This is a genomic window from Clostridium sp. D43t1_170807_H7 (assembly GCF_015555905.1).
In the GTDB taxonomy this organism is placed as follows: Bacteria; Bacillota; Clostridia; order Clostridiales; family Clostridiaceae; genus Clostridium.
Genome location: NZ_JADNLK010000001.1, coordinates 147,230 through 166,658, shown reverse-complemented (window position 1 = coordinate 166,658; position 19,429 = coordinate 147,230). Strand labels below are relative to the sequence as shown.

Genomic DNA, 19,429 nt, shown 5'->3' with positions numbered 1-19,429 from the left:
GGGGAGATATTGTGAAGTGTATTGAGAAGCTGGTAAATGAAATATACAGTAAATGTAAGGTGCCCTTCCAATTAATAATTAATGAAGTAGGAGAATTTTCTACACCTCAATTTGAATTGGTACAAGATTATATAGAAAAATATTTTTGTTATAATAACACTGAGTGCTACATAAGAACAAATGCAGCACTCAGTGTTACAATTGATTTATTGCAGTTTTGTATAGAAGAAAAATTGAAATATGTATACTTAAATAGAAATAGTATAGTTTCATTATTATTAACGGGCAGGGAAGTAGAAAATGGAGTAATAAAATCAAGTTGGCCAGTTATTACAAAAGAATTTAACTTAATTAATATATATGTAGATAATTATAATGAGGAATTATTGTCATATATTAAGCAAGTTTACTTAAATAGTGATATTGAGATATTATTTTATAAAGGCAATATACTTATGATTGGTAGATTTGAAGATGTATTAGAACATGCTCAAAGTATAAAAAATACAATAGAAAGTATAGTATCGGGAAAGTGTTACATAAGCTATTGTGAAATTGATAATTATTTAAATTTAAAAAAATATTATGAAGATACTTGTTATAAAATTGAATTAGCAATTAAATATAATATTATTGAAAGTATATTTGATGCAAATAGACTTATATTAGAAGGAATAATAGATTCTGTATCAAGTAAAATGAAGAAAGATATATATGATAAGTTTAAAAATGGCATATCAAAATTAGATAATGAAATGATTAGAACTATGGAAGTGTTTTTTAAATGTGGATTAAATCTAAGTGATGCCGCTAAAGAATTATATATTCATAGAAATACTTTAATATACAGATTAGATAAAATCCAAAAATATACTAATTATGATATAAGAGAATTTAATGAAGCAGTATTATTAAAAATAATTTTCTTTATTTGGAAAGAAAAAAATGAAAAAAATACTTGAAAATGTTTTCAAGATAATGTATAATGGTAACGGGAACGATACCGACACACTTAAGCAGAGGAAATATTTGAGAATTTCTTCTATTTCTACCAAGATTTTTAGTACTGAAGTCTTGGTAGAAAAAATTTAAGAAAAACGGGAACGATACCGAAAGGTGGGTTTATTTTAATATATAATAATATAATTATGGTTTCTTAGGGGGGATATAGTGAAGTTTGTAGAGCGGGTGGTAAATGACATATATTACGAGTCTAAAACAGCATTTCAATTAATTATGGATGGGGTAGGTATGTACTCTTCACCAACATTTAAAATTCAAAAAAAGTATCTTAGAAAAAGATCAGAGTATAGAGGCATTAAGTATACTCTAATAACAGGTGAAGAATATATTAATGCTATTAATTTATTAACACGTTTTTTAGAAAGTAGACTTGACAAAATAATAATTAAAAAGGACGATTTAGCCAGAACTTTATTAAGTGAAAAAAATATCGATGATGAAGTTGTTGAAATTGTTTGGCCTGAACTAAATAAAGCATTTAAATTAATAAATATTTATTTAAGTGAATATTCTAGTGAAATTTATGATGATATAAAAGAGAAATATTCAAATAGTACAATTGAAGTTGTTCTTTATAATGATAATATACTTGTAATTGGGAATATTAAAGATGTTTTAAAGGATGCTGAAATTATTAAAGAAAAAATAAATAGTTTGTATTGCAAAAGTTATTATATAACATATTGTGATGTTTATAATTATAATGATTTAAAAAAAGCTTATGATAAAACTTTGAAGGGATTACAATTAGCAATTAAATATGGGGTTAAAGAAGTAATATTTGATGATAAGAAGCTTGTATTAGAAGAAGTAATAGATTCTATATCAGAAGATATGAAAAATAAAATAGTTAACGATTTTAAATCTAAAATAGCGAAGCTAGATAATGAAATGATAAGGACAATAGAGGTTTTCTTTAAATGTGGATTAAATTTAAGTGAGTCTGCGAAAGAGTTGTATATTCATAGAAATACATTAATATATAGGTTAGATAAAATACAAAAAGTGACTTCCTATGATATAAGAGAATTCAATAATGCAATGATATTTAAAATAATATTCTTATATATAGGAAGAAAAAATAATTTAACAGTTGAAAAAATCTAATGAATAAGATACAATTATACTTGGAAACGATACCGAAAAGTTTGGAGAAATAAACCTTGATTTTACGTAATTTATAGATAGACATAAGTGACTCATTAGTGTAATATTTGCTAAGATTAATGAATCATTCCAATTTGAGGAGTATTTTGGAAGTGATCCATATAGTGATGTTTTTATTAACTAGGTAACGATACCAGAGATAACTATTCAAAATATTTTTTAAAGGGAGTTTTATAAATGAATATAAGAGATATTGCAAGGATATCAGGAGTAGGTGTTAGTACTGTGTCTCGTGTACTTAATAATCATCCTGATGTAAAAGAGAGTACTAGAGAAAATGTTTTACGTGTGATAAAAGAGAGTAATTATGTTCCTAATAATAGTGCAAGGATATTAAAGCAAAATAATACTAAAAATATAGGAGTGTTAGTTAAAGGAGTTTTTAATCCATTCTTTTCTGAACTTATTAATGTTATAGGAAGTAAAATAAATGAACATAAATATACAATGATACTTCAACAAAATGACTATGTATTAGAGCAAGAGGTTGAAAGTATTATTTCATTTGTAAAGGAAAAGAGATTACAAGGGATAATATGCCTAGGAGGCAATTTTATAGATTTAGATGATGATAGTTTTAAAAATATCGATGTTCCTATTATATTAACTTCGGTTAATACAGTATCGCCATTAGGTAAAGATAAGTATTCTACAGTTGGAATTAATAATTTACAATCGTCATATGATGCTACCAATTATTTAATAAAGAAAGGTCATAAAAATATTGCTTTAATGATTGGTGAGAAAAATGACTTTTGTGTTAGTTGGTGGAGATATAAAGGATATATTAAAGCACTAAAAGATAATAATATTGAACCAAATGATGATAATCTTATTATAGGAGATTATGATAGTAAAATTGCCTATGAAGTAACTTTAGATTTTTTGAAAAAGCGTAAAGATATTACTGCTATATTTGCAATTTCTGATGTTATGGCAATGGGTGTAGCTAAGGCTGTAACAGATAGTGGATTAACTGTTGGAAAAGAAATATCAATAGTTGGATTTGATGGTATGAACATAAGTCGTTATTATAATCCAGGGATTACTACTATAAAACAGCCAATGGAAGAAATGGCAATAAAAAGTGTAGAAATTTTATTTGATATTTTAAAAAATAAATGTGAAAATCAACATGTTTTGTTAGATACAGAACTAATAGAAAGAGAATCTTGTGCAGATTTAAATTAATTAGAAATATTGAGAGTGTATAAAATAATTTATATATAATAAAATTTATTGTTATAAAAGGAGCAGAGGTATATGGAAAGAAGTGCAGGCGTTATAATGCATATTGCATCGTTGCCAGGAAAATTTGGTATTGGAACTTTTGGAAAAGAGGCATATGAATATGTAGAATTTTTATGTAAATCAGGGTTAAAATATTGGCAAATATTACCGTTAGGACAAACTGGATATGGGGATTCTCCATATCAATCGTTTTCGGCATTTGCGGGAAATCCGTATTTTATTGATTTTGATATTTTAAATAAAGAAGGTCTTTTAAAGCAAGAGGAATATATTAATGAAAATTATGGAGATAACTCTGAATATATAGATTATGGTCTTTTATTTAATGTTAAATATAATGTATTAAGAAAGGCATATAATAATTTCAAAAATATAGATAATATATCTTTAAAAGAAGAATTTGATAAGTTTAATAAAGAAAATAAAGAATGGTTAGATGATTATTCTCTATATATGGCTGTTAAAGGGAAATTTAATCTTGTAAGTTGGCAAGAGTGGGATGAAGATATAAAGAAGAGAGAGCCTGAAGCGATGGAAAGATATAGAGAAGAATTAGCTGATGAAGTTGCATTCTGGTCATTTATTCAATTTGTATTCTTTAAACAATGGAATGAGTTAAAAGCTTATGCAAATGAAAAAGGAATAGAAATTATAGGAGATATGCCGATTTATGTGGCAGAAGATAGTGCTGATGTTTGGAGTAATCCAGAAGCTTACTTAATTTACAGTGAAACTTTAAAACCAATTGCAGTTGCTGGATGTCCACCAGATGCCTTTTCAGCAACAGGTCAATTATGGGGTAATCCTTTATATGATTGGAATTATATGGAGAAAATAGGGTATAAGTGGTGGATAAAAAGAGTTAAAGAGAGTTTAAAACTTTATGATGTTGTAAGAATAGATCATTTTAGAGGATTTGAAAGTTATTGGGAAATACCTTATGGTGAAGAAACGGCTATAAATGGTAAATGGGTAAAAGGACCAGGTATTAAATTATTTAATTCTATTAGAGAAGAATTAGGCGAAATTAATGTTATAGCAGAAGATTTAGGATTTTTAACTGATGAAGTTATGGAATTCTTAAAAGAAAGTGGATTCCCAGGAATGAAGGTATTGCAATTTGCTTTTGATGCTAGGGAAGAAAGTAATTATTTACCGCATACCTATACAAAAAATTGTATAGCATATACAGGAACTCATGATAATGATACTTTTAGAGGATGGTTTGAAGTAACTGGAAGTAAATCTGATATAGAATATTGTAAAGAATATTTAGGTTTATCTGAAGAAGAAGGATACAATTGGGGATTCATTAGAGGGGCATGGAGTAGTGTGGCTAATGTATCAATTGCTTTAATGCAGGACTTCTTAAATTTAGGTAATGAAACAAGAGTAAATTTACCATCAACGCTAGGGGATAATTGGAAATGGAGAATTAAAGAGGGTAGCTGTACAACTGAGTTAGCAGATAAGATTTATAGATATACAAAAATGTATGGAAGATGTAAATAGGAAAAGGGCTGTTGCTAAGAATTATGCAACAGCCTTTTTGGACAAACATAATTAAATTTTAAATAATATAAGTTATTTCATAAACGAGATTTAAAATTTTAATTTTATTAATCGAACTTATATCTACAAATGGAAGTGAGTAGTGTGTTTCATAAATTGAAATTGTATTACATAAATATAAATATATTAAACAATATTTATAAGAGGATATAATTTTTATGAGTAAGAAGAGTATATATGATTTTTTTATAGGATTATTAGCACTTATGCTTTCATTAATGTTGGTAATTGATATATTTATTAATATACCTAATGAAGTTAAATGGGCTTTTTATTATATAGATAATATAGTAAGATTAATCTTTATAGGCGATTATTTTACTAGATTAGTAATAAGTAAAGGAAAAAAACAATTTATAAGGAAAAATACAATTGATTTATTTTCAATTTTTCCTATAAAATTTTACATGAAGATATTGGCTTTTACAATTTTGCCTAATGTAATTAACCCATCATATTGTATAAAGATAATTAAATTTATAATGCTTGTAATATGTGCTATAAAATTTAAAATTAGAGTTAAAGATGAAATACGTAAAAGTAGATTGAATTTTTTATTAGTGATTTCTACAATATTTATTGTCATAGGTGCAGTATTGATTTCTCTTGTAGAAGGAATGCCTCTAGGCGATGCATTATGGTGGAGCTTTGTAACTTTTACAACAGTTGGATATGGGGATGTTTTATTAAAAACACAATTAGGAAGAACTATTGCAGTATTATTAATGATAATAGGTATAGGCATTATTGGAGTTATAACTACTAGTTTGACATTATCACTTATAGGAGGAAGAAAGGGATTTAAAAAGACATATAAAGATAAAGTTATAGATGATGTAAAGAGTATGTTAGATAATTATGATGAATTAACAATTGAGGATATTGATAATATAGCTAAGATTTTAAAATCCTTAAAGGATTAAATGGAAAATAATGCTTGAATTTAATTTTATAGTAATTTAAAATTATATTAACAGTTATTTATATGCAGATGTGCTGGAATAGGCAGACAGGATAGATTGAGGGTCTATTAAGGGAATCCCTTGTGTGGGTTCAAGTCCCACCATCTGCACCAATTTTATTATATTGAAGACTATTTTAGGAAGAGATACAGAATTTAATAGCTAAGTTACAAAAAGTTAAGCTGTTTTTTTTGTATTTATTTTTAGAAATAGTCTTTTTATTATATATTAAGTAAAGAGAGGAAGTAAGAGATGAAAAAAATAGTAATATTAGATGGTAAAACATTAGGAGATATAAGTTTAGAAAAGTTAAATGAATTTGGAGAAGTTAAATATTATGATACTACTGATATTAGTGAAGTAAAAGAGAGAGTAAGGGAGGCTAATATAATACTAACTAACAAGGTAGTTTTAAATAGAGAAAATCTAAGTGATGCAAATAATTTAGAATTTATAGCAGAGGTAGCTACTGGATTTAATAATATAGATATAGAGTATGCTAAAGAAAAGGGAATAGGAGTAGCTAATGTTGCAGGATATTCTACTAATGCAGTAGTTCAACATACATTTGCAGCAGCTTTAGCTTTATTAGATGAGGTTACTTACTATGATAACTATGTTAAGAGTGGAGAGTATTCAAAATCAGGATTATTTACATGTTTAGATAAGCCTTATTATGAAATTGAAGGTAAAACTTGGGGAATAATAGGTCTTGGTAACATTGGTAGAAGAGTAGCTAAAATAGCAGAGGCTTTTGGAGCTAAAGTAGTATATTATTCCACAACAGGTAATAATTCTAATAATGAATTTAACAGAGTATCTTTTGATGAGCTATTAAATAATAGTGATATTATTTCTATACATGCACCATTAAGTAAAAATACTTTAGGATTAATTAATTATGAAGCATTATGTAAAATGAAAACTTCAGCTATTTTAGTTAATATGGGAAGAGGGCCTATTGTTATTGAGGAAGATTTAGCAAGGGCCATTGATGAGGGTAAAATCAAAGGAGCAGCTTTAGATGTATTTGAGGTAGAACCAATAAAAATAAATAGTGCTCTTTTAACAATGAAAAATAAAGATAGGATAATATTATCTCCTCACATAGCTTGGGCAAGTGTGGAGGCTAGAGAAAGGCTATTTAATGAGGTTATAGAAAATATAAGAGCGTTTTATAATGGTAAGGTGAGAAATAGAGTAGATAAATAAAAATATAGAATATGTATTGACAAAAATATACTTTTATAGTAATATTATAAAAAAGTCATAAAACAGGCAAAGATTGAGAGTAGTAGAAAATAAGTAATTTTTCAGAGAGTAGACGGTTGCTGTGAGTCTATAAATTAATGTTTTTGAACTCGCTCATGAGCTATAGAGATGAAATATTAGTAGTCTTTATCGGAATAATACCGTTATTTTAATTAAGTGAAATTTTGGATGGTACCGCGCAAACACGCTCCAATATAGAGGGATGTTTGTGCGGTTTTTTGCTTGATTTTAAATTATATATTGTAAATCTATTATATTTAAATTTAAAGGGGGCTTTTATAAATGTTAAATTATAGTAAGTATAGAAGATTTGAAACAATAAATTTTAAGGAAAGAACTTGGCCAAATAATAGTATAAAAAAGGCGCCAATATGGTGTAGTGTAGATTTAAGAGATGGAAATCAAGCACTTATAAATCCAATGAATATAGATGAGAAGATAGAATTTTTTAATTTATTAGTTAAATTGGGGTTTAAGGAAATAGAAGTAGGTTTTCCATCAGCATCGCAAATAGAATATGACTTCCTAAGAAGATTAATTGATGAAAATTATATTCCTGATGATGTAGTAGTTCAAGTATTGACACAAGCTAGGCCACACTTAATAGAAAAGACTTTTGAATCATTAAAGGGAGTTAAACAAGCTATAGTTCATATATATAATTCAACATCTGTACTACAGAGAGATGTTGTTTTTAATATGAGTAAAGAGGAAATAAAGAAAATTGCTACAGAGGGAACAGAACTTGTAAAAAAATATGCCTCAGATTTTGAAGGAAAAATATTTTTAGAATATTCACCTGAAAGCTTTACAGGTACGGAAGTAGAATATGCACTTGAGGTATGTGATGCAGTTGCTGATGTTTGGGGAGCATCACGAGATAATAAAATAATAATAAATCTTCCATCAACAGTCCAAATGGATACACCAAATGTTTTTGCTGATCAAATAGAATATATGTGTAGAAACTTTAAGGATAGAGAGAGAATAATAGTAAGTGTTCATCCTCATAATGATAGAGGAACAGGTGTAGCAGATGCAGAATTAGCACTTTTAGCTGGAGCTGATAGAGTTGAAGGAACTTTGTTTGGTAATGGAGAAAGGACAGGGAATGTAGATGTACTTACTGTTGCATATAATATGTTTTCACATGGGGTTAATCCTATGTTAAATCTTGAAAATATAAATGAGATAATTAACATATATGAAAGATGTGTTAAAATACCAGTTCATGTAAGGCATCCATATGCTGGTGATTTAGTGTTTACGGCATTCTCAGGTTCACATCAAGATGCTATAAATAAAGGAATGAAGAAATATGAGGAAAGAGGATCTAAATTATGGGAAGTACCTTATTTACCAGTTGATCCAAGTGATTTAGGAAGAGAATATGAGCCTTTAGTAAGAATAAATAGTCAATCAGGTAAAGGCGGAGTAGCTTTTGTAATGGATCATTGCTTTGGATATAAGTTACCAAAAGCAATGCAGCAAGAATTTGCAGAAGTAGTGCAAAAAATATCTGAGGCTAAGGGAGAAGTTCAACCAGATGAGATTTTACAAGCATTTAAGAATGAATATTTAGATTTAGATGAACCATTTAAATTAATAAATCTTTCTATATCTGATGTTGACCATGGAAGCAATGAGACTACTAAGGTTAGGGCAAGAGTTAAATATAAGAATGTAGAGATGGATGTAGAGGGAATTGGTAATGGACCTATAGATTCTTTAGGAAAAGCTTTATATAATAGTAATTTAATAAATATATCTATTATAGATTATAAGGAACATGCACTAAGCAAAGGATCAGAAGCAGAAGCTGCAGCTTATGTATATATGAAAAGAAATGATGTAGATAAGAAAACATTTGGTGTTGGAGTTGATAGTAATATAACACGTGCATCTATAAAGTCTATAATTAGTGCAATAAATAGATTGTATAAAGTGAATTCTTAGTTTCAGATGGAGTTTTACAACAGCTAGCCATCAGATAAATTGTAAAAAATATATTGATTTTATTATATTTAATGTATATAATGACTTTATAATTTAATATGTTCGGATGAAGGTAATGGGAGAGCGATTTAAATCCACCGAAGAAGTAAATCTTTCAGGTATTAGGACCGTTACTGGACGAGCCTCTGGAGAGACTCATATTAGGGCACCGAAGGAGCAAGGTTTAATTTAAATTAAACTGAAACTCTCAGGTAAAAGGACAGGGGATAAAAGTGATTTATAGTAAAAAATCACTATGAATAATATTGTAGAGTAATTTCTTAATTCTAGGAAGTTTCGCAATTTAGTTAATATATTCATATAATTTTTTTACTTATAGTTACTTTTAATCTCCTCCTATAAATTTATTTTTAAGGGGGATTTTTTTTATGGAATTTTTTAAAACAATTGAACAATTATTAAATGAGATTAATGGTATAGTATGGGGACCACCTCTACTTATATTATTAGTCGGGACAGGAATTTATTTTACTTTTAAGTTGAAGTTGTTACAAATATTTAAGCTACCATTAGCTATTAAATATTTATTTTCAAAAGATGACGAAGAATATGATGATGATGCAAAAGGAGATGTATCAAGTTTTGCTGCACTTTGTACTGCTTTATCAGCAACTATAGGTACTGGTAACATTGTTGGTGTTGCAACTGCAATAGCAGCAGGAGGACCAGGAGCACTTTTATGGATGTGGATAGCAGCATTTTTCGGAATGGCGACTAAGTATGCTGAAGGAGTTTTAGCAATTAAGTATAGAGAAGTAGATGAAAATGGACAAATGTCTGGTGGACCTATGTATTATATAGAAAAGGGTGTAGGAAGTAAGTTTTTAGCTAAAATGTTTGCTATTTTTGGAGTTGGAGTAGCTCTTTTAGGGATAGGAACATTTGGGCAAGTAAATTCTATAGCATCAGCAGCTAAGTTAACATTTAATGTGCCATTATGGATTAGTGCAGTAGTTATTACTGTTTTAGTAGCATTAGTAACATTAGGTGGTATAAAGAGAATATCAAAAGTAGCAGAAAAAATAGTTCCATCAATGGCAATTATGTATATTTTAGGAGCATTAATGGTATTAGTATTTAATTTTAAAGCTATACCAGGAGCTATAATGTTAATACTTTATAGTGCAGTGAATCCCAAAGCTGCATTAGGAGGTGCAGTAGGTATAACTGTAGCAATAGCTATTCAAAGAGGAGTAGGAAGAGGAGTATTTTCAAATGAAGCTGGTTTAGGAAGTGCTCCAATAGCAGCAGCAGCAGCTAAAACTAAATCTCCGGTTAAACAAGGATTAATTTCAATGACAGGAACATTTATAGATACAATAACAATTTGTACAATGACAGGGTTGGCTATAATTTTAACTGGAAGCTTTAATAGTGGATTTGAAGGAGCTGCAATGACAACATTAGCCTTTGAACAAGGGTTACCTTTTGCAGTAATAGGAAAGTATATAGTAAATATAGGATTAATATTTTTTGCATTTACTACTATTATAGGATGGAACTATTATGGTGAAAGATGTGTTGAATATTTAACAGGTGTTAAAGGAATAAAGTTATATAAAATTGTATTCATAGCATTTGTAGGGGTAGGACCTTTCTTATCATTAAATCTAGTATTTATAATGGCAGATATAGTGAATGGATTAATGGCATTACCTAACTTAGTTGGTCTAATAGCATTGAGACATGTAGTTATAAATGAAACTAATGAGTTTTTTGAAAAGTTAAACAGGGAAAATAAAATAGAAAAAGATAATAAGTTGCAAGTTAACTAGAGAATAAAGGACCTATATATATTATTAGAATATATATAGGTCCTTTTAGTTTGTAAAAAAGTTAAATGAGTAATAAACATTTAATAAATTCATATTATTAAATGTAATAAAAAAATATATATAAAGGCAAAATAATTACAAAAAGTATATAAACAATATTACTTTAAAAATACTAAAAATATAAGATGTATTTTAAATTTTATAGGAGAGTTGAAAATGAAAAAAAATATTAAATACAATGGGTTAGGGAGTTATACTAAAAGAAATAAAAAAATAAAATTAGAAAAAATATGTGTAGTTGGTATATTTACAATTCTTATATTATATATAATGGTTTTAAATTTGAGAAGTAATATTTTCCAAGAAATAAATGATTTACAGGAAGTGGCGGCTGTGGAAAATAAAGAACAAGAGAATATAATAGAAGAGAACGAAGAGGATTCTGATAATCAAGAAGTATATTCTAATACATACATGGATAGTGAAAAGATGGAATTTATAGAAACTATATCAGATGGAGCTATTAGTAATTATAATAAGTATGGAATATTACCATCAATAACTATGGCGCAAGCAATATTAGAGTCAGGATGGGGAAATTCCGAGTTAGCAGTTACACATAATAATTTATTTGGGATAAAGGCTGATTCAAGGTGGAATGGAGCTATTGCCACAATAGCAACAAGTGAAAACTATAATGATTCTACAATAGCTAATTTTAGAAAGTATGATAATATTAATGAGTCAATTGAGGATCATGGAAAGTTTTTATATGAAAATTCAAGATATGCTGAATATGGATTATTTAATGGAAATGACTATAAATCTCAAGCACAAGCATTAGAAGATGCAGGCTATAGTACAGTTAAAAATGAGAATGGAGAGCCAATATATGCTGATAAGCTAATATCACTTATAGAAAAATACAATCTAATGCAATATGACTAAATTGTTCGTTAAAGCTTGAATGCCGTGATGCCGAAAAATTGATTATATAATCTCCAGGAAGGAATATAATTTCACTAAGAATTTATATTATTATTTCCATAAAATCTGCTAAAGCTTCGAAAGTCATTTCATTCCCTCAGCTTCTTAACGCAGATTTTATTCTAATAATAATTAAATTCTAAAGTTCATTATATAATCTTCCTTCCGATAATATAATCAATTTTTTCTCTATCACTAGCTTTTAAGCTAAAAGATACAATTTTCTACGTAATCACCTTAAAAATTAACGACTTCTGCTATATTTTATATAATAAATTGTTAACTTCTAAATATATATTTTTAAATAAACTAAAAATATTAATACACAAATTAACTATAATATCAGAAAAATTTGTAGCACAAAACATTAACTATAAAGGGGTGGGTTATAAGCAGACACATGGATAAAGAAAAAATGAAATATTAATTTGGAGGAAACATTGAAATTGAGCCGTAGAATTTAATAATTGATGTAGTAAAGTTTGCGTTAAGTGAAGCTCTAAATCTTGATTTAGTTAGCTGAACTTACTCCTCTGAGCGATAGTGAAGAGTGAGTTTCATTTTAAAAGGAAGCACCTTCTCCTTGCGTCGAATGTGTAAGTTCGATTTACAAAATTGAAATTTTGAATCTCACTTAAGTTTAAAAACTTTAGCAAACTTTACGGAATCAATTATATAAATTCTAGGCGAAAATTTCACCGTTTCCGGAAAATAAATATTTCATTTTTTCGCCCCATGTAATGCGCAATTTTATTCAATAGCGTTCTGTGAATGTTTTTTCTTGAGGGAGTGTTTCTATTTTCTTTTGATAAAGTTCATCAACTCTAATAAAGCGATTTCCCTTTTTTATATTTCTAATAAATTTTTCAATGGAACTTTCTTCACCTTGTACTTCCATTTCTACCATACCATTATCCATATTTCTAACCCATCCAGTTAAATCTAATGTACGAGCATTCATTGTACAGAAGAATCTAAATCCCACACCTTGGACACGACCATCAACAATTATGTAGTATCTAATCATAAGCTCCTCCTTTTGTAAAAAAGTATATATTTAGAATTATATCATATATAAAAATAGTAGATACAACATATAATGTTATAAATTAAAAAATAAATTTTTGGGGGAAGTATGGAAAGAACATTAGTGTTAATTAAACCTGATGCAGTAGAACAAAACATAATTGGAAAGATAATAAGCTTTTATGAAGATGCTGGATTAAAGATTATTGCATTAAAAATGGAGCAAGTAGAAAGAAAAGTAGCAGAGGAGCATTATAAAGAGCATTATGGCAAGAGTTTTTATAATTCATTAATAGAATTTATTACAAGAAGTCCATTGTGTGCATTAATAGTAGAAGGTGAAAACTGTATTGATAAAGTTAGAGAGATAAATGGGGCTACGAATCCTAAAGAACAAAAAGAGGGGACTATAAGAAAAAGGTATGCTAAAGGAATCACAGAGAACTGTGTACATGCATCGGACTCTATTGAAAGTTCAGAAAGAGAAATGAAAATATGGTTTCCTAATTTAAATTATAAAAAATAGAAAAAAATAATGCAGAAACTATTTATTAAGTTTCTGCATTATTTTTTTATTGAGAAAGCACTTCTGTAAAAGCAGCTTCATATAACTTTAATGTTTCCGGATCTAAATTAGTAAATAATACACATTTAGATAATGTTTCGTCAGAAGGATATGCAGCAGGATTATTTTTAGTTTCTTCATCTAACATATCGTAAGCTGCAGTATTAGGTGTAGAGTATCCAATATAATCTACATTTTCTTTAGCATTTTCAGGATCGCATAAGAAGTTTATAAATGCTTCAGCACCAGCTTTATTAGGAGCATCCTTTGGAATACATAAAGCATCTACCCATTTATTAGATCCTTCTTCAGGTATAACATATTTCATATCAGGGTTTTCATTCATTATATAAATTGCATCACCAGACCAAACTGTAGCAAGCATTTTTTCGCCTGAAATCATATTATCTTTAACTTCATCAACAACATAAACTGGATTAGTTAATTTTCTTTGTTCTAATAATTCATCTTTAGCAGCTTCTATTTCACTAGGAACAGTTGAATTAATAGAGTAGCCAGCTTTAATTAAGGCAATAGCTAAAGAATCTCTAAGAGAATTAAACATATATACTTCATCTTTATATTTAGAATCCCATAATATATCCCAGCTAGTTACTGGTTCAGTAACTCTTGTACTATCATAAATTATTCCTATAGTTCCCCACATATAAGGTACAGAATATTCATTGCTAGGATCGTAAGATAGATCCGTATAATCAGCTCCTATATATTTATAATTAGGAATATTATTAAAGTCTATTTTTTCTAATAAATCTTCTTGGATCATTTTTTCAATCATATAATCAGATGGTACAATTACGTCGTAAGTACCAGGATTAGTTTTAACTTTTTGATACATTATTTCGTTAGTATCATAAGTTGAATAGTTAACTTTTATTCCTGTTTCTTTTTCAAATTTTCTGATAAGAGCTTCATCGATATAATCACCAACGTTAAAGAAGTTTATTGTTCCATTTTCTCCAGCATTGCTACCTCCGCACCCAACAAAAAGAGAAGTTGTTAATAAAGTTGATGCAACTAATGCTGCTAATTTTTTTAATCTTTTCAATTTATTCACCCCTTGAAGTAAATTCTTTTCTATTTACAATTAATAATAAAGTTAATACTGTTATAAACATTAAAGTAGATAATGCATTAATTGAAGGATTAATTCCCTTTCTAGCCATAGAGTAAATTTCAATAGAAAGGTTAGTTACTCCAGGACCTGTTGTAAAGAAACTAATTACAAAGTCATCAATTGACATTGTAAAGGCCATTAATAAACCAGCAACTATACCAGGCTTTATTTGAGGTAAAATTATTTTTCTCATAGCATATCCTGGTGTTGCACCTAAATCTAAGGCTGCTTCAGTTATGTTAGAAGGAAGTTGTCTTAATTTAGGTAATACAGATAATACAACATATGGAATATTAAATGTAATATGTGCTAAAAGCATTGTAGTAAAGCCAAATTGAGCATTTATTCCTATCTTATTTAGTAAAGGGAATATAAATATAAATAAACTCATTATAGATATACCTGTAACAATATCAGGATTTAATACAGGTAAATTATTTATATTCAATAAAGTTTTTTTAGGAACTCCTTTCATTCTATGAATTCCTATTGCTGCAAATGTACCTATTATTGTAGCAACGATAGATGAAATAACGGCTATTATTATTGTGTACTTTAATGCCTCCATTATTCTAGCATTTTGAAAAAGTTGGGTATACCATCTTAAAGTAAAGCCACTCCATTTTCCCATAGATTTTGAATCATTAAAGGAGAATACCATTAAAGTAACTATTGGTGTATAAAGAAATATAAAAATTAGTATTAAATAAAATCTCTTAATGAAAGATTCAAGTTTTCTTATCATAGTATATCTCCTCCTTATTTATCGTCTATACCTTCAAATTTATTCATAAAGGCCATTGAAATTAATATTATTATCATCATAAATATTGCAATAGCAGAACCGAAGTTCCAATCGCCCATTGTTGTATATTGTGTTTCAATTAAATTACCAAGTAGCATATATTGCCCACCACCTAGTATTCTAGAAATAACAAATGTAGAAACAGCAGGCATAAATACCATTGTAATTCCTGAAATAACACCAGGCATACTTAAAGGTATAATTATTTTAGTGAATATTTTCTTTCTATCCGCACCTAAATCTGCAGCCGCATTAATTAGATCTTTATCCATTTTTGTAAGAACAGTATATATAGGTAATATCATAAATGGTAAAAAGTTATATATCATACCTAAAAGTACTGCAAAATCATTATAAAGAATATCAACACGAGAAAATCCTAAAGTAACTAAAAAGTTATTAATAAGACCATTTTTACCTAAGATAGGAAGCCAAGCATAAGTTCTAAGTAAGAAATTCATCCACATTGGAACTATAAAAAGCATAATTAATATATTTCGCTTTCCTTCTCTCATTTTAGAAATTAAATATGCAACAGGATATCCAAGGATAAGACAGCCTAATGTAGCCTCAGCAGCTAAAAGTAGGCTTCTCCAAAATACTTTTAAATAATTGGGGTCAATTAATCTTTTAAAATTTTCAAGAGAAAAGCTATAGTTATCTCCAGATTTTACTGTAAAACTAAAGAAAACTACAATTAAAAGTGGAATAACAATAAAAAGAGCACTCCAAACAATATAAGGTGATGCTGGAAGTATACCTTGATTATTTTTATTTTTCATGGGCTTCAACCTTTCTCATTATATGAATTGCTTCAGGATCTATGATTAATCCCACAGTATTACCAACACTTGCACTTTTTATATTATGTACTATCCACTTATTATTCTCAGTTTCTACTTCTATTTCATAATGAACACCCTTAAAGGTTACTGAATTAACTTTTCCAGTTAACATTCCTTTATCTACGGTTGTAATTTCAATATCTTCTGGTCTGATTACAACATCTATAGGTTCATTTTTATCAAATCCGCTATCTACACAAGTGAAAACATTATTAGAAAATTTAACTTTGTAATCTTCTAGCATAATTCCATCTAATATATTACTTTCTCCAATGAAGTCTGCAACAAAAGCATTAGCAGGTTCATTGTATATATCTTCTGGTGAACCCATTTGTTGAATTATTCCTTTGTTCATTACAACAATAGTATCTGACATTGTTAAGGCTTCTTCTTGGTCATGAGTTACAAATATAAATGTTATTCCAAGTCTTTTTTGAATTTTCTTAAGTTCTAATTGCATCTCTTTTCTAAGTTTTAAATCTAATGCACCAAGAGGTTCATCAAGTAAAAGAACTTGTGGTTCATTAACTAATGCTCTAGCAATTGCAACTCTTTGTTGTTGACCACCACTTAATGATTCAACAGATCTTTTTTCAAAGCCTTCAAGCGCAACCATTTTTAGCATCTCATGAACTTTTTTATCAATTTCTTCCTTAGGAAGTTTTTTAATTTTTAGTCCAAATGCAATATTTTCATATATATTCATGTGAGGAAATAATGCGTATTTTTGGAATACTGTATTTAATTGTCTTTTATAAGGTGGTAAATTAGATATATCACTTCCATTAAAGACAACTTTTCCACTATCAGCAGTTTCAAATCCTGCTATGATTTTAAGAGTAGTTGTTTTACCGCATCCACTAGGGCCAAGTAAAGTTAAAAATTCATTTTTACGTATATTTAATGAAAGGTTATCTAACACCGTATTATCACCATAGACTTTAGAAATACCTTGTATTTCGATAATATTTTGACTCAAAAAAAACACCTCTTTCTTTAATATTAACATTTTCTCTCGTTAGCCAATTGAGCAAGTTCTATTAGCTAAATTGAAAATTTAGAATATCACTTAAAATGATGGTGGAGTAGAAATCCAAATAACTTTAGCAGATGTCTTTCCACTATTGCTTATATAATGATTTGATCTTGGTTTAAAATAAAAACTTTCATTTTTTTTAACTTTGTAAGATTTATCTCCAAGATGTAAAGTTATTGTTCCTGATAAAACATAACCAAACTCTTCACCTTCATGGGGTTCTTCTTCTGTATACTTTCCACCTGGATCCAATGTTATCATTATAGGTTCCATTTCATTTTTTTGTGCATTTGGAACTAACCACATTAATTTATATTTTAAATCATGATTTTCGGTTTCAAACATATCTTCATATTTATAAGTTATTTTTTCATCCTTATCATCACTAAAGAATTCTTTTAAGTTTGTCCCGAGTATTTCAAGAATATCTATTAGTGTAGCGATAGATGGTGAAGTTAAATCATTTTCAAGTTGAGATATAAAACCTTTAGATAATTCACATCTATTAGCAAGTTCTTCTTGTGTTAGTCCTTTTTCAATTCTCATTCGTTTTATTTTGTCACCAATTTGCACAATTTCACCTTGCCTTTCAATTAGTTTAATAATAACTATTACTAAACTAATGGTTTAAAATTACTAAACAAACAATGTTATTATATAGACTTGTAAATGAAAAATCAATATTTTTTAATAAAATATTTGAATAAAAATTTTCGATGATAACCTTATAAATAAAGGGTTTGAAGAAAAAAGATAAAAAAAAGTTTAACATTTATACATTAAAAGTTTAGTATAACTAAGAATAGTGTAAATTATAAAAAAAATTAAAATACCCAATTTAAAGGATAATAGCAAAGTATGGATATAAATTTTGTTATTTAATTAAAATAAAAATTTATATATAAATTTATAATTGGTAAACAACAGAAAAAAATACATATAAAATTATTAAATATAAAATTATATAAATTTATCTTAAATATAATTATAAAAAGTATAAATTTATAAAATTTAATACTTAAAATATAATTTTTAATAGCGAGTTAAATAATAATTATTATGAATAGATAATGATTATATGAAACTATTAACAAATTTAAAGTTAAGGTGTATAATAATCTTGTTGAGGAAAATAATTTTATGAAAAAAATATACTTTTATTTAATTATTTGATAAATCTAAAGAATAGTTAACATAAACTTATAGATAATATGGAGGAAAGAATATGTTAAAAGGAACAATACATTCAATAGAAACAATGGGATTAGTAGATGGCCCTGGTATTAGAGTTGTAGTATTTATGCAAGGATGTGCATTAAGATGCCAATATTGTCATAATCCAGATACATGGAGTGATAAAGGAGAAGAAACATTAGAGTTTACGCCAGAAGAATTAGTAAATAAAATTGCCAGATTTAGAAGTTATTTTGAAAGATCTGGAGGTGGAGTTACTTTCTCAGGTGGTGATCCATTAAGACAACCAGAATTCTTAAAAGAGTGCTTAAGGCTTTGTAAAGAAAAAGGAATACATACTACATTAGATACATCTGGAGTAGGTTTTGGAAATTATGAAGAGATATTAAAATATACAGATTTAGTTCTTTTCGATGTTAAGCATCTTACAGAAGAAGGATATAAGGAAATGACAGGAATAAAAATAGACGAAAGTTTGAAATTCCTAGAAGCATGTAAGAAATGTAATACAAAAATATGGATAAGACAAGTTGTTGTTCCTGGAATGACTGATAGTGAAGAATATATATCTTCATTAGGGGAGTTTATTAAATCTTTAAATAATGTTGAAAAAGTAGAATTACTTCCATATCATTTACTTGGTGTAAATAAATATGAGAATATGGGAATAAGATACAGATTAGATGGTGTTCCTGCAATGGATAAGGACAAATGTAAAGAGTTATATAAATTACTTAATTTATAAAATAAAAAATAGTAGTGAACCTTATATAGAGTTTACTACTATTTTTTTCA

The 19,429-nt window shown here is 27.8% G+C and carries 17 protein-coding genes, 1 tRNA gene, 1 riboswitch and 1 other annotated feature; of the genes, 12 read left to right on the top strand and 6 right to left on the bottom strand.

Annotated elements, in window-relative coordinates; genetic code table 11:
- Positions 1 to 11 precede the first annotated feature (11 nt).
- The 10 genes from I2E98_RS16265 to I2E98_RS00750 all read left to right on the top strand — a co-directional run bounded on the left by I2E98_RS16265 (position 12) and on the right by I2E98_RS00750 (position 11,986).
- A complete protein-coding gene (locus tag I2E98_RS16265) occupies positions 12 to 962 on the top strand; it encodes a helix-turn-helix domain-containing protein (protein WP_195467083.1) in 951 nt (316 codons plus the stop codon).
- 208 nt (positions 963 to 1,170) lie between these two features.
- Complete coding sequence (locus I2E98_RS16260; protein WP_195467082.1) at positions 1,171 to 2,130, top strand: helix-turn-helix domain-containing protein; 960 nt, start codon at positions 1,171 to 1,173, stop codon at positions 2,128 to 2,130.
- Between the two features lie 237 nt (positions 2,131 to 2,367).
- Positions 2,368 to 3,381 (top strand): LacI family DNA-binding transcriptional regulator, encoded by a 1,014-nt coding sequence (locus tag I2E98_RS00785; RefSeq protein ID WP_195467081.1) that lies wholly within the window; start codon positions 2,368 to 2,370, stop codon positions 3,379 to 3,381.
- A 72-nt stretch (positions 3,382 to 3,453) separates the two neighbouring features.
- Positions 3,454 to 4,953 (top strand): 4-alpha-glucanotransferase, encoded by a 1,500-nt coding sequence (gene malQ / locus I2E98_RS00780; protein WP_195467080.1) that lies wholly within the window; start codon positions 3,454 to 3,456, stop codon positions 4,951 to 4,953.
- Positions 4,954 to 5,171: 218 nt separating this feature from the next.
- On the top strand, positions 5,172 to 5,936 hold the full coding sequence (locus I2E98_RS00775; RefSeq protein WP_195467079.1) for a potassium channel family protein: 765 nt from the start codon (positions 5,172 to 5,174) through the stop codon (positions 5,934 to 5,936).
- A gap of 64 nt (positions 5,937 to 6,000) precedes the next feature.
- Positions 6,001 to 6,088: transfer RNA gene (locus I2E98_RS00770), tRNA-Leu, on the top strand.
- 139 nt (positions 6,089 to 6,227) lie between these two features.
- Positions 6,228 to 7,187: a D-2-hydroxyacid dehydrogenase gene (locus I2E98_RS00765; protein ID WP_195467078.1), complete on the top strand. Its 960-nt coding sequence runs from the start codon at positions 6,228 to 6,230 to the stop codon at positions 7,185 to 7,187.
- A gap of 60 nt (positions 7,188 to 7,247) precedes the next feature.
- Positions 7,248 to 7,442: a binding site (T-box leader), on the top strand.
- Positions 7,443 to 7,529: 87 nt separating this feature from the next.
- Positions 7,530 to 9,203 (top strand): 2-isopropylmalate synthase, encoded by a 1,674-nt coding sequence (gene leuA / locus I2E98_RS00760; protein ID WP_195467077.1) that lies wholly within the window; start codon positions 7,530 to 7,532, stop codon positions 9,201 to 9,203.
- Between the two features lie 175 nt (positions 9,204 to 9,378).
- Positions 9,379 to 9,476, top strand: a riboswitch (glycine riboswitch).
- A 155-nt stretch (positions 9,477 to 9,631) separates the two neighbouring features.
- The gene (locus I2E98_RS00755) at positions 9,632 to 11,038 is read left to right on the top strand and encodes a sodium:alanine symporter family protein (RefSeq protein WP_195467076.1); all 1,407 of its coding nucleotides are present in this window, start codon (positions 9,632 to 9,634) and stop codon (positions 11,036 to 11,038) included.
- 216 nt (positions 11,039 to 11,254) lie between these two features.
- The gene (locus tag I2E98_RS00750) at positions 11,255 to 11,986 is read left to right on the top strand and encodes a glycoside hydrolase family 73 protein (protein ID WP_195467075.1); all 732 of its coding nucleotides are present in this window, start codon (positions 11,255 to 11,257) and stop codon (positions 11,984 to 11,986) included.
- Positions 11,987 to 12,779: 793 nt separating this feature from the next.
- Here I2E98_RS00750 and I2E98_RS00745 read toward each other — a convergent pair.
- The gene (locus I2E98_RS00745; RefSeq protein WP_195467074.1) at positions 12,780 to 13,052 is read right to left on the bottom strand and encodes an acylphosphatase; all 273 of its coding nucleotides are present in this window, start codon (positions 13,050 to 13,052) and stop codon (positions 12,780 to 12,782) included.
- Positions 13,053 to 13,160: 108 nt separating this feature from the next.
- Between I2E98_RS00745 and ndk the strand changes: the two genes are divergently transcribed.
- On the top strand, positions 13,161 to 13,577 hold the full coding sequence (ndk, locus tag I2E98_RS00740; RefSeq protein WP_195467073.1) for a nucleoside-diphosphate kinase: 417 nt from the start codon (positions 13,161 to 13,163) through the stop codon (positions 13,575 to 13,577).
- Between the two features lie 46 nt (positions 13,578 to 13,623).
- Here ndk and I2E98_RS00735 read toward each other — a convergent pair whose 3' ends face one another.
- The 5 genes from I2E98_RS00735 to I2E98_RS00715 are packed head-to-tail and all read right to left on the bottom strand — an operon-like array spanning position 13,624 to position 18,013.
- Positions 13,624 to 14,685, bottom strand: coding sequence for an ABC transporter substrate-binding protein (locus I2E98_RS00735; RefSeq protein ID WP_195467072.1), 1,062 nt, complete (start codon positions 14,683 to 14,685; stop codon positions 13,624 to 13,626).
- Position 14,686: 1 nt separating this feature from the next.
- Positions 14,687 to 15,499 carry an ABC transporter permease gene (locus I2E98_RS00730; RefSeq protein WP_195467071.1) on the bottom strand — a complete coding sequence of 271 codons (813 nt, stop codon included), beginning with the start codon at positions 15,497 to 15,499 and terminating at the stop codon, positions 14,687 to 14,689.
- A gap of 14 nt (positions 15,500 to 15,513) precedes the next feature.
- Entirely contained in the window at positions 15,514 to 16,341 is an 828-nt protein-coding gene (locus I2E98_RS00725; RefSeq protein ID WP_195467070.1) for an ABC transporter permease, read from the bottom strand.
- Positions 16,331 to 17,413 (bottom strand): spermidine/putrescine ABC transporter ATP-binding protein, encoded by a 1,083-nt coding sequence (potA, locus tag I2E98_RS00720; RefSeq protein ID WP_347708004.1) that lies wholly within the window; start codon positions 17,411 to 17,413, stop codon positions 16,331 to 16,333. The genes I2E98_RS00725 and potA overlap by 11 nt, the downstream gene beginning before the upstream one ends.
- 60 nt (positions 17,414 to 17,473) lie before the next feature.
- Positions 17,474 to 18,013 (bottom strand): XRE family transcriptional regulator, encoded by a 540-nt coding sequence (locus tag I2E98_RS00715; RefSeq protein WP_195467068.1) that lies wholly within the window; start codon positions 18,011 to 18,013, stop codon positions 17,474 to 17,476.
- A gap of 652 nt (positions 18,014 to 18,665) precedes the next feature.
- Here I2E98_RS00715 and pflA point away from each other — a divergent pair.
- Positions 18,666 to 19,379 (top strand): pyruvate formate-lyase-activating protein, encoded by a 714-nt coding sequence (pflA, locus tag I2E98_RS00710; RefSeq protein WP_195467067.1) that lies wholly within the window; start codon positions 18,666 to 18,668, stop codon positions 19,377 to 19,379.
- Positions 19,380 to 19,429: the final 50 nt, after the last annotated feature.

What these genes read in the sequence shown, in the direction of transcription:
- I2E98_RS00785 (WP_195467081.1), top strand. Translation starts at nt 2,368, where the DNA reads ATGAATATAAGAGATATTGCAAGGATATCAGGAGTAGGTGTTAGTACT.
- malQ (WP_195467080.1), top strand. Translation starts at nt 3,454, where the DNA reads ATGGAAAGAAGTGCAGGCGTTATAATGCATATTGCATCGTTGCCAGGA.
- I2E98_RS00775 (WP_195467079.1), top strand. Translation starts at nt 5,172, where the DNA reads ATGAGTAAGAAGAGTATATATGATTTTTTTATAGGATTATTAGCACTT.
- I2E98_RS00765 (WP_195467078.1), top strand. Translation starts at nt 6,228, where the DNA reads ATGAAAAAAATAGTAATATTAGATGGTAAAACATTAGGAGATATAAGT.
- leuA (WP_195467077.1), top strand. Translation starts at nt 7,530, where the DNA reads ATGTTAAATTATAGTAAGTATAGAAGATTTGAAACAATAAATTTTAAG.
- I2E98_RS00755 (WP_195467076.1), top strand. Translation starts at nt 9,632, where the DNA reads ATGGAATTTTTTAAAACAATTGAACAATTATTAAATGAGATTAATGGT.
- I2E98_RS00750 (WP_195467075.1), top strand. Translation starts at nt 11,255, where the DNA reads ATGAAAAAAAATATTAAATACAATGGGTTAGGGAGTTATACTAAAAGA.
- I2E98_RS00745 (WP_195467074.1), bottom strand. Translation starts at nt 13,052, where the DNA reads ATGATTAGATACTACATAATTGTTGATGGTCGTGTCCAAGGTGTGGGA.
- ndk (WP_195467073.1), top strand. Translation starts at nt 13,161, where the DNA reads ATGGAAAGAACATTAGTGTTAATTAAACCTGATGCAGTAGAACAAAAC.
- I2E98_RS00730 (WP_195467071.1), bottom strand. Translation starts at nt 15,499, where the DNA reads ATGATAAGAAAACTTGAATCTTTCATTAAGAGATTTTATTTAATACTA.
- I2E98_RS00725 (WP_195467070.1), bottom strand. Translation starts at nt 16,341, where the DNA reads ATGAAAAATAAAAATAATCAAGGTATACTTCCAGCATCACCTTATATT.
- potA (WP_347708004.1), bottom strand. Translation starts at nt 17,413, where the DNA reads ATGTTAATATTAAAGAAAGAGGTGTTTTTTTTGAGTCAAAATATTATC.
- pflA (WP_195467067.1), top strand. Translation starts at nt 18,666, where the DNA reads ATGTTAAAAGGAACAATACATTCAATAGAAACAATGGGATTAGTAGAT.